11 protein-coding genes and 3 pseudogenes are annotated in these 12,283 nt (G+C 30.6%); 9 read left to right on the top strand and 5 right to left on the bottom strand.

The genetic code is table 11. The features are described 5' to 3' along the window. Nucleotides 1–49: 49 nt before the first annotated feature. The 3 genes and pseudogenes from V7S50_RS14715 to V7S50_RS14705 form a co-directional block, all read left to right on the top strand. Nucleotides 50–577 (top strand): GNAT family N-acetyltransferase, encoded by a 528-nt coding sequence (locus V7S50_RS14715; RefSeq protein ID WP_242253511.1) that lies wholly within the window; start codon nt 50–52, stop codon nt 575–577. A 16-nt stretch (nt 578–593) separates the two neighbouring features. Continuing rightward, on the top strand, nt 594–1,115 hold the full coding sequence (locus V7S50_RS14710) for a YfiT family bacillithiol transferase (RefSeq protein WP_063223459.1): 522 nt from the start codon (nt 594–596) through the stop codon (nt 1,113–1,115). Nucleotide 1,116: 1 nt separating this feature from the next. Continuing rightward, a pseudogene (locus V7S50_RS14705) lies at nt 1,117–1,590 on the top strand (GNAT family N-acetyltransferase); the annotation flags it as partial. A gap of 121 nt (nt 1,591–1,711) precedes the next feature. On the opposite strand, the gene V7S50_RS14700 reads toward V7S50_RS14705, so the two are convergent. Further along, nucleotides 1,712–2,089, bottom strand: a complete 378-nt coding sequence (locus V7S50_RS14700; protein ID WP_000522465.1) for a PH domain-containing protein — start codon at nt 2,087–2,089, stop codon at nt 1,712–1,714. 179 nt (nt 2,090–2,268) lie between these two features. Here V7S50_RS14700 and V7S50_RS14695 point away from each other — a divergent pair, with 179 nt between their 5' ends. The 5 genes and pseudogenes from V7S50_RS14695 (at nt 2,269) to V7S50_RS14675 (ending at nt 6,738) form a co-directional block, all read left to right on the top strand. Continuing rightward, nucleotides 2,269–3,120 (top strand): patatin-like phospholipase family protein, encoded by an 852-nt coding sequence (locus V7S50_RS14695; protein WP_242253509.1) that lies wholly within the window; start codon nt 2,269–2,271, stop codon nt 3,118–3,120. 12 nt (nt 3,121–3,132) lie between these two features. Further along, on the top strand, nt 3,133–3,504 hold the full coding sequence (locus V7S50_RS14690) for a YxiJ-like family protein (protein WP_242253506.1): 372 nt from the start codon (nt 3,133–3,135) through the stop codon (nt 3,502–3,504). A gap of 258 nt (nt 3,505–3,762) precedes the next feature. Continuing rightward, nucleotides 3,763–4,128 carry a hypothetical protein gene (locus tag V7S50_RS14685; RefSeq protein ID WP_242253504.1) on the top strand — a complete coding sequence of 122 codons (366 nt, stop codon included), beginning with the start codon at nt 3,763–3,765 and terminating at the stop codon, nt 4,126–4,128. Nucleotides 4,129–4,221: 93 nt separating this feature from the next. Continuing rightward, nucleotides 4,222–5,844: pseudogene (locus V7S50_RS14680) on the top strand (DnaJ family domain-containing protein). 78 nt (nt 5,845–5,922) lie between these two features. Next, on the top strand, nt 5,923–6,738 hold the full coding sequence (locus V7S50_RS14675; protein ID WP_242253503.1) for a YwqG family protein: 816 nt from the start codon (nt 5,923–5,925) through the stop codon (nt 6,736–6,738). A 714-nt stretch (nt 6,739–7,452) separates the two neighbouring features. Here the strand turns inward: V7S50_RS14675 and V7S50_RS14670 are convergent. The 3 genes and pseudogenes from V7S50_RS14670 to V7S50_RS14660 all read right to left on the bottom strand — a co-directional run bounded on the left by V7S50_RS14670 (nt 7,453) and on the right by V7S50_RS14660 (nt 9,999). After that, nucleotides 7,453–7,848, bottom strand: coding sequence for a RidA family protein (locus V7S50_RS14670; RefSeq protein WP_242253500.1), 396 nt, complete (start codon nt 7,846–7,848; stop codon nt 7,453–7,455). Nucleotides 7,849–7,984: 136 nt separating this feature from the next. After that, a pseudogene (locus V7S50_RS14665) lies at nt 7,985–8,886 on the bottom strand (hypothetical protein). Nucleotides 8,887–9,021: 135 nt separating this feature from the next. After that, on the bottom strand, nt 9,022–9,999 hold the full coding sequence (locus tag V7S50_RS14660; protein WP_242253498.1) for an LAGLIDADG family homing endonuclease: 978 nt from the start codon (nt 9,997–9,999) through the stop codon (nt 9,022–9,024). Nucleotides 10,000–10,292: 293 nt separating this feature from the next. Here V7S50_RS14660 and V7S50_RS14655 point away from each other — a divergent pair, with 293 nt between their 5' ends. Next, complete coding sequence (locus V7S50_RS14655) at nt 10,293–11,255, top strand: MBL fold metallo-hydrolase (protein ID WP_242253496.1); 963 nt, start codon at nt 10,293–10,295, stop codon at nt 11,253–11,255. Between the two features lie 60 nt (nt 11,256–11,315). Here V7S50_RS14655 and V7S50_RS14650 read toward each other — a convergent pair whose 3' ends face one another. Next, on the bottom strand, nt 11,316–12,254 hold the full coding sequence (locus tag V7S50_RS14650; RefSeq protein ID WP_242253493.1) for a hypothetical protein: 939 nt from the start codon (nt 12,252–12,254) through the stop codon (nt 11,316–11,318). Nucleotides 12,255–12,283 lie beyond the last annotated feature (29 nt).

Raw genomic sequence — 12,283 nt, 5'->3', positions numbered from 1 at the left:
ATTTAAAAAGAATATATAACAGTTAGTAGATATAGAAGGGGTAAGTGAGATGAAAATATACATAGAACAATTAAAGAAACACGATGCTAAGGATTTATTTACGTTTGAACTTACGAATAAGTCTTTTTTTGAAACAATGGTACCAAATCGTGGCTTGCAATATTTTGATTTTGAATATTTCCAAAAACTACTAGATGATTTGTTAATAGAACAAGCGAATGGAGATTCTTATTTTTATATAATTCGTAATGAAGAAAATGAAATTGTAGGACGAATAAATTTAGTAGATGTAGATTCAGAAACTCGAATCAGTTCGTTAGGTTATCGGGTCGGAGAAAAGTTTACTAAAAAAGGAGTTGCAACAGCAGCTGTAAAATTAATTTTAGACGTAGCGAAAAATAATAAAATTAATGAGGTTCATGCTAAAACAACTACTAATAATCTCGCATCACAAATTGTATTAGAAAAAAGCGGTTTTTCTTCTTATCAAAACGAAGCAGATACAACATCTGTACAATTAAATGGGGAACATGTGAATTTTGTACATTATATTTGGAGAAATACTTCGCGCTTATAATAAGGGGGACTTATTCATGAATGATTTACGTTATCCAATTGGGCAATTTACATACAAACGTCCTATAACTGAAGAAATGATAGATACATGGATTCAAGAAATTGAAGATTTACCTAATGAACTAACGAAGGCAATCAAAGATTTAGATCAGAAACAGTTAGACACACCGTACCGCGTTGGTGGATGGACAGTTCGCCAAGTAGTCCATCACGTTGTTGATAGCCACATGAATAGTTACATACGCTTTAAATTAGCACTAACAGAAAAGAATCCCACGATTAAACCATATAAAGAAGAGAAGTGGGCGGAATTACCTGATTCTAAATTACCAGTAGATGTTTCACTAGTTATGTTAGATTCATTACATAAAAGATGGGTTAACCTTTTATATTCTTTAGAACTTGAAGATTTGGAAAAGACATTTAACCATCCAGAGACTGGTGAAACAAAACTTGCTGCTACAATAGGACTATACGCATGGCACGGACGTCATCATACAGCTCATATAACTTCATTAAGAAAGCGACTAAATTGGTAATATGGAGATTACATTAGAGAAGGCGACAGAAAGTGATGCAGCAGTTTTATTTCAAATGCAAATAGACTTATTTAGCCCTCTATTAAATAAATATAAAGACTATGAAACAAACCCAGCAAATGAATCTATTGAAAAAACTATTTTTAGAATAAATAATCCCAACAGTAATTTTTATAAGATGATAATAGATTCGAAACTTATTGGAGCGATATGTATATCCCCAAAAGAACTACCTTATAAATTTTGGATTAGTCCAATGTTTATTCATCCAATCTATCAAGGAAAAGGAATTGCTCAGAAGGTACTTATTTTAATTGAAGAGATGTTTCCAGAAGCACGTAGTTTTGAACTTGCTACGATTTTAGAAGAAGAAAGAAATTGTTTTATATACGAAAAAATGGAGTATAAAAGAACAGAAGTAATAAAGAAATTAAATGATAAAACTACACTTATTTTTTACAAAAAAGAAAGGTAAAGCATTTGAAATACGCTTTACCTTTTTATGTTACTTTCGATTAAATATACAAAATTTATGTATATTCTTCCAAAATACTCGGGTTAGTAATTTTAAAAACGAATAAACATGCACAAACCAACTATTTCGTCGTATATGTTACCAATGCTTTTTGAATGCTTAAAACACTATCGTCACCTTTAAATTCCTTTGTAATTGGCGTACTCAAACTAGATACCCAAATTTTAAGTTCAGCATCTAAATCAAAATGTCCAGCTGTTTCAATGCTAAATTGTGTAATGCTTTTATAAGGAATAGAATGATACTCTGTTTTTTTACCTGATATTCCTTGTTTATCTACTAAAATAAGACGACGATTTGTAAATACGATTAAATCACGAATTAATTTATAAGCATGTTCAACTTTTTCATCATCTAACATAATCTTCTCTAAATCACGTTCAACACTTTCTGTACTCGCATTTGATGCATTTCCTAAAATGCCGCTAAATAAACCCATAGGAAATTCCTCCTCCATTATTTGTGGATTGTGTTACTTATATTGTACCATGCCATTTACTAAGAAATTATGATATTACTTTAGTAGTTTCTGGTTATTGTTGCAATTCATTTATATAACCTCATCTTAATATCTTATGCTAATATGTAAGTAAGAAAAAAGAAGCAGAGGGATATAGCATGAAAAATATCGGTTTAGTATTAGAGGGCGGAGGAATGAAAGGTTTGTATACTGCAGGCGTACTCGAATATTTTATGGAAAAGAACTTATTCTTTCCTTATGTAGTCGGCGTATCGGCTGGAGCCTGTATGGGAGCAACTTATTTATCACGTCAAAAAGGAAGAAATAAAAAAGTAAATACAGAGCTAGTAGCAGATCACCGTTATATATCTTATCGAAATTTGATTCGAAAACGTGAATTATTCGGAATGGATTTTTTATTTGATGAAGTACCTAATAAAATTGTACCATTTGATTTTCAAACTTTCTTAAACTCAAATGAACAGTTTGTCATAGGGACGACTGATTGCGAATCAGGACAGGCTATTTATTATAATAAAACAGAACACGGAAATGATATTTTAAAAATCATTCGTGCCTCAAGTTCTGTACCGTTTATAGCACCTGCTGTAGAATATGATAATCGAAAATTGCTAGATGGAGGAATTATAGATCCTATTCCGGTTTTAAAAGCTCAAACTGATGGTTATCAAAAAAACGTTGTAATTATGACAAAGCCAGAAGGATATGAGAAGCAGCGAAATAAATTTTCAGGCCTAGCTAAAATTTTATATAGGAAATATCCGAATATCGCACAATCTTTAGTAGAACATTATCGTTTTTATAATGAGACGATATCTTATATGAATCAAATAGGACAAAAAGATAACTTTTATATCATTCAGCCTAGCGTACAACTTCCAATAAGCGGGATAGAAAGAAGTAAAGAAAAGCTCGTTAATTTATATAATCTTGGCTATACAGATGCTCAATATCATTATGAAAACGTATTAAATTGGATAGAGAAATAAAGGGGTGGAAAGTTGAAGTTAGGAAAACAAATTATTTTTAAGGAATTGCAGAAAATGCATAGTCCACTGTATAAACCGTTTCCGAATTGTGACATTCGAAAAATACGAAAAGATTTTAATAATATGTTTACTGAAGATAATTGTATAAGCGCTGATTTAAATTATTATTGGATGCATACAGCAGGTACTTTAAGTTACGTACTTAATAACAATGAACAGGAGATTGTGTTTAATCAAATAAAATGGCTAAGGAAATCGTTTTTTGAATGGTTTCCACAATATTGTTTTCTAGAAACAAAGATTATGAAGTATCCCATTTTATATAGAGATTTCATGAATTATGAAAAGACCCGTAAGCTATTACTTTATTATCTTACTGAATAAAAATTAAAACGTACAAGTGATGCTGCTTGTACGTTTTTTGTTCATAAAATATACAATATTTACAACTTATCCATGTAGGTATTTTAACGAGAAAAAAGAAGTACATATAGAATGGCGCAAGGGAGGAGAGAGAAGTTTGTTAGTTGTTTCCCTTTAAATTCATGTCCAACTCAAATATTTCGAGTAAAATTCGTTTCTTAATGGTATTATCAAATATCAAGAAAACTAATTTAGAAATGAAGAAGGGACAGGTTTAATATGGAAAACGTATCAAATGTAGATAAAGTAGAATCAATAAAGTCTTTACAGTCAACAATCCGTAAACTTGAAAATGCCTTATCACAGATGACTCAAAAAGGCTCAAACACTACTTTAGTGAAAAAAAGACTCAAAGCAGCTAGTATCGGCTTAGCTATGTTAGAAAGCATTTGGAATCAAGAAACCCATCATTACACGCAAGAGGATTTAGCAGACGCTCGAAATATTCTTATTGGTTTGCTTCCATCAATTGAAAAGATTTATGTTAAGTCAAAGCTCGAGAGTCCTCAAAGAACACTTTTAGAAAGAAGAATAAAATCATTGGAATTTTCTATTCAAGCAATTGATCATTTTTCTAATACATAACTCCTTTAAACACATAACTTACGACTACTTTTATATAGGAATTCTAATGCGAAGAAAAAAATACATAAAGAATACTACAAAGGAGGAAGAGGGGTGACTTCAATAATTAGTCCTAAGTTAGAGGAACTTAATAATCAATTAGAAAATGGAAACGAGAAAGCTTTTTATACCTTTCTGCATGAAATAAAGTCAAATCATACACCACTAATAGAACAATGTCCTGTAGATGATCAGTATAAGCTTATAACGTATATATGGTTAGGGGACCGAAAAACTGAAAACGTTTATGTATTCGGTAGTTTTCCTGGTTGAGATCTGTCTGTAAATCAATTGCAACGATTGTTACAGACAGATATTTAGCATGTTACGTTTAGGACGAATAAGAGGTTTATTTCAACTTATTACTTTTCAGTAAACGATTTTTTCGAAAATGATTGGATAAAGCGTAGTGAACAGTACCGACTAGACCAATTTAATGAAAATGTATTTGGAGAAGGTACCAATAAAGGGTCTGTGTTAAAAATAGGTATGGAAGTGCAGTATAGCAGTCGTTTTCCTTCAAATCATTATCCATCCGGAAAGATTGAAACATACTCTTTTTATAGTTCGATTTTAAATAACACACGCAAAATTCATATTTATACGCCTCATGATTATTCTCACACTTCACATCTTCAAGAACTTCTCATTGTATTTGATGGGAATTCATTCATAACCTTTCAATCGCAAAAACACTTAATTATTTAATTTACGAAAAAGAAATCCCATCGTGTATTGCTGTTGCTATAGATCCTGTTGATCGATTAGAAGAGCTAACTTATAACGATAAAATGAATACATCTTTAACAGGTGAATTACTTCCGTGGATTGAAACTAGATATCGTGTGTATAAAGAAGCAAAACATACAACAATTGCTGGTTTCAGCCTTGGTGGCTTAGCAGCTTTTTATGCAGCACTTCAAAATCCACATATTTTCGGGAATGTGTTGTCAATGTCTGGATCCGTACATTGGAAAAAGAATGATTATGAAAATACAATTTCTTGGATTGAAAATCAAATTTCATCAATAGATTCTAATGCGACTCATCTTAACTCTTACATAGCAGTAGGAGAACTTGAAAACAAACCTCTTTTAACGGCTAATAGCCGCCTGTATAGAGCTTTAAAACAAAAGAAATACCAAATTCACTTATGAAGAGTTTCAAGGTGGACATGATAGCGTGTGGTGGCGAGAAAAGCTATTCGATGGATTAAGGGCATTAGAACTTACAAAAACGACACTAAAAAATAAAAAGGAGAGAGAATCTATGAATCAAGAAGAACTAGATAAAAAACTAAAAAAGCAAGAGATTTTAGTAAAAGATGAGAAAGTTTGGTCCTATACGTATGAGGATCATATTAGTTCTATCGTTAAAGAAGCAGAAAAGAAAGGGTCTTTTGATAATTTACCTGGTAAAGGGAAACCTCTTAATCTTGATAAAGACCTTTCGTACAATCCTGAAAAGCAACTGTATAGAACTTTGAAAAATAATCATGTTTTACCTAGGTGGATTGAGCTTTCAAAGGAAATTGATGACTTAAAAGAAAAACTAAAAGAAAATACAAATACTGCAGAAGCAGCGGATTTAATTCGAACTATAAATAAAAAGGTATTAGAACACAATTTACTTTGTCCACCAAGTGCGCAAAAAACGAGGGTAAAAACGGATTTTTAACAATTTTCAATTAAGCCATTTCTTGCTATATAATTAAGTAAGGCATTTTCAATTCATTTTTAAAGGGAGGCAAATGCGATGAAGAATACGTATCAACTTCAAATTCCGAAAGAACTAGAACAGTATCGTAATATTTTAGAAGAAAGTGTGAAACCGTATATTAAAGTGGCTGGAACGAAAGCAGAGACAACTCTTTTTGAGAGCAAGTTTGGTGGATATCCGTATTTACCTATAGATCAAGAGCATCCTAAAGATTCAAATGGACAACCTATGATGTTACTTGCGCAGTTAAACTTTGAAGAAATGCCACAAGTTGAATATATGCCTCAAAAAGGAATGTTACAGTTTTTCGTAAGTGCTAGTGATGAGCTTTATGGAGCAGACTTTGATCACCCAACAATCCAAAAAGACTTTCGAATTATGTATCATTCTACAATTGCAGAAGATTTAAATAAGGTGATTACTGATTTTAGTTATTTAAACACTTTAGAATTAGAAGACTTTATCATACCTGAAGCAGCGAAATTACAATTTGAATTAGATTATCAACCCATAACATCTAGAGATTATCGATTTGAAAAGATGTTTAGTGAGGATATTGATTGGGAAGAAATTGTTGATGAAGAAAATAATACAGAATTAGGCGAACTGTATGATGATTTATGTAAAGATTTCGGACATAAAATTGGTGGTTATCCATTTTTCACACAGACAGATCCAAGGGAATGGGAAGAAAAATACCAACAACATGATATATTATTACTGCAAATTGATACAGATGATTCATTAAATATTATGTGGGGAGATTCTGGTGTTGCTAATTTCTTTATAAAAAAAGACGATTTGTTAAATCTAGATTTTTCCAATGTCATTTACAACTGGGATTGCTACTAAAAATATATAAATGAAATACTAGCAAGCTAAAAAATCTTCCTGAAGGTGAGGGAGATTTTTTTATGTTAAAAATAAACGTTATGTTAACTAGAGTGTAGAACAATAGGAATAATAAAAGTCAAGCGTAAATAACGGAAATAACAACAAATAATATAAAGTTGTAAAACGTGTGTAAATAGCAATAAATTCATTAAGTTAAACATAAAATAAAATTAGTAATTTATATTTTGTATAGAAATAATTTTTTCGCGTAAAAATTTCTTGCCGACCAAAAATGATTTTGATTCGTTAAATCTTAATCGATTATTGATTAAGATTTGCTGTGATGGATTAATAACTACGATAAAAAACTGTATAAATGCGTTTAAATAAGATTTTATGTGAATCTCACTGAAAATCTCCGTTTCGTCTCATTAAGTATAGTTTACTTGGTTTTTGATACCTGATGTTGCTTTGTTTCTGTAACTGCCTATAATATATATTATGTTAACTGTAAAAAATAATAAACTTATTAAACATTAGTATAGGTTGTTACACTCCCCTTTTTTACTGAATTAGTAATGCGTGACTGGATAAGTAGTTATTTGTTTCATTAGCTATTGATAATAATATTTTCGGATATAAATTAGATTTTAAATAATAAAAAATACAATTCGTTTAATGTGTCCATTTTAAACGAATTGTATTGATATGATTGCGAATACGTTTTTATAACTAGTTTGCTACAGCAATTGCTTCAATTTCAATTAATAAGTTATCGTTAATAAGCTTTCTAACTTCTACAGCTGAACTTGCTGGTGGATTGTTAGTGTTAATGTATTGATCTCGAATATCTCTAACAATGGCCATTTGAGAAATATCTGTTAAGAAAAATGTTAATTTTACTACATCATTAAATCTTAATTCCGAAGTTTCTAATGCACTTTTAATATTTTCGAAAACTTGTCGTGTTTGTGTAGCTAAATCACCAATGCCGACTATTTGACCATCAGTGTTAATCGCTACTTGTCCAGATATGTAAATTGTTCGTTTAGCGTTAGTAACTTCGACTACATGTGAGTATCCAAAAGTTGATGGCATCGTTTCTGGATTGATAAATTTCTTTTGCATGGCTCTTCTCCTCTTTAAATATCTTATTTTCTTTATATTAGTTTTTAATTTCAGATTATCCCTTATTTACTAATAATTATTTATCCATTCAGCTGCTACATTTGTAAAAGTATATTAGCACTTTAATTTAAAGTTATTAATGGATTATGTACGTTTGATTTTTTTGTGTGCTTGTTATAATTACACCTTGTTTTATTAATTCTTCAGTTACTTTTGTATAGAAAAAGTGATACCACCAGATAAAAAACTCTTCATAAGTAATTTATTTTGAGTATCTGCTGCTGGCAAAGTATTGTTTTAAAGGTTTATCGTTTTCTTTAAACAATAAGACTAAATCTTCACTGATTGTGTTTGCAATTTCGTTAAGTATAAATAAGTCTGTTGATTTAAATACAGGGATAACAGGTTGTGAATTTTGATATAACCCTAATTTTTCGTAAACTACGTTTAAATAAATGTACGTCTTTTTGTCTATCTGCTGCTACGAAACCTTCCGAAAGCCTCTATATCTGTTAGTTCTTGTTCTTGAATAGCATAATAATATCTTTTCTTATTTCTTAAAGGTCGTTTCTTTTTTAAATAGTTTTCTTCAATGTAATTTATTTGTCCGAAATCTAATAACACATCACTATACAGTAAAAGACTATACGATTCTTTAGATAAATGATTAAACGTGTCGTTTCTTTTTTAAATAGATCCAATTTGATTTGAATGCTTTTCAAGGATCTTAAGTGTTGGTTTAATTAGAGGTTCACAAAGGTTATAGCATCTTTTTTCCTTCTAAGCTGCTATAACCTTACATGTTGAATAGTAGCCCCCTTCTAATTTTAATGAATTGATGTGTATTTCAAATTCTTCATTTGTCCAACTTAGCATTATTTTTATAGCATTTGACCCAAAACCAAGATGAAGCATTACAAGTAAATATTGAAGTTTCGTCCCTTTTATTTTTATAGATGGCGAATTATCTCCAGACGAAATCATTTTAGCTTCATAACCTGTATGTAATATATTCTCCAGACTATTATTAGTGAGAATTTCATATTCCCTCCCTTACTAGTAAATTCATTGTAAAATCTATGTATTTACTAAGTTCTATAAATGAAAATAAGTATCCTTTAATAAGATCAAATTAAAAACCTTAGCATAGATATACTAAGGTTTCTTGCATTTTTATAATGAATGAATTCTTTCATAGTCTTTTTTAAATTGATTATCATTTTTTAACCAACTTTTAAAAGTTGGTTCCTTTATTTCTAAATTGGAACAAGTTTTAGCGATACATTTATTTTTCATATATTCCTTAAGGAAATTTTGTTTTCTCTGCTTAACAGCGGCTTGAGTTCTTTTTAGTTTTCGATCTTTTAATTGATCTAGACTTAGTCTTTCTTTCTGAAATTCTTCATATTTTCTATGCAAATAAATATCTGTGTCTTTATAAATCCAATTTGAAAATAGTTGTATTGATTTTCTTCCGGTAAAAATGACGCGATAATGTTTATTTTGATTTAGTAAATCGGTTGGTAAATTGTGATTTTGTAGTACCTGATTTAAAGAATTCATAAAGCTATATGATCCTCCTACAAAGCTTACTGTATAAGTTTCATACTTGACATAACCATCCCCATCAAAATACCCACGAACAAAATGATGTAAATATTCTTCTGGCACGAATGGAAATTCGATGTTAAATGATTTACATGGCATAATTCCGTGTATGTTCATAAGGTCATCTTTTATTGTTTTGCTATTAATGTTTAGCATATATACGCCTGTTTTTTTGTTTTGATAAAGTGGCTGGTTGGTGTTTAATTCTTTTTTTATCGCTTCTAAAATGTAACTTTCTTTTTGTGATATACTGACGCATTGATTTTCTTTTTGTATGACACCATCTGCTGCTATAAACCCTAATATATAAGCCTTGTTATTTGACCACGTTTTAAAATAATTTTCTGTTATGTCATACTTTCTCTTCCAACTCCCTATAGCGCGCCTTGGAACGTTGCTGTCTGATAGAACCATACGAATATACCTTGCAGACATATTAGCAAGCATAGCGATTTCTGAGGTACTCTTTCCTTCTGCATACAAATGAATGATTTCAGATTTTGACAGTTTACATTTTGATTTCTTTTTTCTCTCTATTTGCACTTACGTCCTCTCCTTCCTTTTAATAATTAGAGACATATTTTCTTCTATAACATATAACGAAACATATGTTCTATATTACTTATAAGAAGAAATTTACAAAATTAAAACAATTTACATTTACTTCGTATTCGTTTTGTCTGCTGCATGGTTTTTATTTTGTATATAAGAATAATGAATTTGACAAATTTATGAAATGTACTGCAATTACGGTGAAAGGTAAAATGATTTCGTTTAAACTACAAATAGCTACAATAACAACATACGTATATTGTTAAACGTAAAAAGGAGAACGAATGAAAAAGAAATATATAAATCAAATTCATACTGATGTAAGTTTTAAACCGAAAGATATTATTGGTTTAATGACTGATTACTTTAAAGCGAAATCAAAACTGCGTCCTATAAAGAATTTACCTATCGTTTTATCAAATAAAAATAATGAGTCTTTAGATAGTGTGACGTGGTTTGGACACTCTGCTTCTCTTTTGAAAATAAAAGGTAAAAAATTGTTATTAGACCCTATGTTTGGAGATGCCTCTTCCCCGTTTCCTGTGTTTAATAGCAAACGTTATAGTGGTGTGTTTTCTTTAGAACGTGAAGACCTTCAAGAAATTGATGCGATTATCATCTCTCATAATCACTATGACCATCTGAATTACAAAAGTATTATACAGTTAAAAGATCGTGCAAAGCACTTCTATGTTCCAACTGGAGTTGCGCAATATTTAATGAAATGGGGTGTTTCACCTAGTAAAATTAGTGAGCATAATTGGTGGGACGAAATTACGTTTGATAATATTAAGTTAGTATGTGCTCCTGCAAGACATTTCTCTGGAAGAGGTATGACAGATAGAGATTGTTCATTATGGTGTTCATGGCTTATTCTTGGTCAAGAGACTAAAATTTTCTTTAGTGGTGATAGCGGTTATGCCCCTCACTTTAAGGAAATTGGTAATAAATATGGTCCATTCGACCTTACGTTAATGGAATGCGGGCAATATGATCCGAGGTGGTCTGCTATTCATATGTTACCAGAAGAGACGGTACAAGCTCATATAGACGTTAAAGGCGAACTACTTCTTCCGATTCATTGGGGTGCTTTTACATTAGCATTACATGAATGGAGCGATCCAGTTGAACGAGTTACGAAAGAAGCAAATCGTTTAGGAGTTCATATTACAACGCCACAAATTGGTGAAACTATTACATTAAAATCTACAGATTATCCGTCATCAAACTGGTGGAGAGAAATTTAATTATAAATAAAAAAGAGCGAACCTTCTTTTAAGGAATTCGCTCTTTTACTGTATTTAAACTTATTTCACTATATTTGCTTTCCCACTATCTAAAACTCTATTTATCGGTACAGAGGTAATATTAATCACTGTATTCATGCTCTTATTGGTTAGTTCAATAAGTTCGTTTTCATGTTTTATTTTATTCAAATCCCACACCATTCCATGAAACTCATTATGCTGTCCACTTACTCTTATAATACTTTTCGTTTTATTTGAAGGCTGTATTTGAAGGTTTATGAATTGATTTCCACTAGTTTCATTTGGCGTGGTTACTTGACTATCCATATGAATCATATTTACACAGTCCTCCAAAGAAAAATTTATAAAACGATTAGCGTTTATCCATGCATTTCCATCTCTCGGTTTTTTTGCTACTAATTTCAGTCCAGTTTCCATTCCTACAACTTTAATGTTTTCAAAGTTAACAAATGAAATCTCGTTTTCTTTTCCACTGGAGTATAATGAAATTCCTGTCCCTTTGTTTGTTTCTGCCCAATTGATAATATTTATATCTTTTATTTGTGTTTTGTTCCAAGTGTTATAGTACTTATTTTTGCCGTCCAAATAGATTACTTCTGAATTGAACTTGGGATCATCGATAGCTATATACGCTCCTTCTATAGAAGCATTTTTTTCTAGTTCAAGAACCCTAAAGTTTCCCTCAACGACAAATTGTGTTCCATAACCGAATAATAATTTCACACCCTTTTTCACTATGATTGGTGACGTGATTTTATAATTCTTATCATCAAGCAATACTGTTTTAACTTTACTAGACTCTGCTTTATTAATAGCAGATTGAATTTTGTTTGAATCATTTTTCCCTTTAAAGTCTTCTACATACAACTTATCATCTTTAGTTAAACCATCTTTATTATTGTATTGATAAAAAGCAAAAGTAATTAGAACTACACCTATGAGTAAAATAATTAGTTTCTTCATCACACTCATCCTCATATAAAATTTATCCTTAGTTACTTATCACA

Origin of the sequence: Bacillus sp. CCNWLW194, from assembly GCF_037120585.1 — a bacterium.
GTDB classification, from domain to species: Bacteria; Bacillota; Bacilli; order Bacillales; family Bacillaceae_G; genus Bacillus_A; species Bacillus_A basilensis.
The sequence above is the reverse complement of the archived record's forward strand: the minus strand, read 5'-3'. Positions and strand labels throughout refer to the sequence as shown.

Excerpts from the sequence above, each read along its gene's own strand:
- V7S50_RS14715 (WP_242253511.1), top strand. The coding sequence starts at position 50 with ATGAAAATATACATAGAACAATTAAAGAAACACGATGCTAAGGATTTA.
- V7S50_RS14710 (WP_063223459.1), top strand. The coding sequence starts at position 594 with ATGAATGATTTACGTTATCCAATTGGGCAATTTACATACAAACGTCCT.
- V7S50_RS14700 (WP_000522465.1), bottom strand. The coding sequence starts at position 2,089 with ATGGGTTTATTTAGCGGCATTTTAGGAAATGCATCAAATGCGAGTACA.
- V7S50_RS14695 (WP_242253509.1), top strand. The coding sequence starts at position 2,269 with ATGAAAAATATCGGTTTAGTATTAGAGGGCGGAGGAATGAAAGGTTTG.
- V7S50_RS14685 (WP_242253504.1), top strand. The coding sequence starts at position 3,763 with ATGGAAAACGTATCAAATGTAGATAAAGTAGAATCAATAAAGTCTTTA.
- V7S50_RS14675 (WP_242253503.1), top strand. The coding sequence starts at position 5,923 with ATGAAGAATACGTATCAACTTCAAATTCCGAAAGAACTAGAACAGTAT.
- V7S50_RS14670 (WP_242253500.1), bottom strand. The coding sequence starts at position 7,848 with ATGCAAAAGAAATTTATCAATCCAGAAACGATGCCATCAACTTTTGGA.
- V7S50_RS14655 (WP_242253496.1), top strand. The coding sequence starts at position 10,293 with ATGAAAAAGAAATATATAAATCAAATTCATACTGATGTAAGTTTTAAA.
- V7S50_RS14650 (WP_242253493.1), bottom strand. The coding sequence starts at position 12,254 with ATGAGGATGAGTGTGATGAAGAAACTAATTATTTTACTCATAGGTGTA.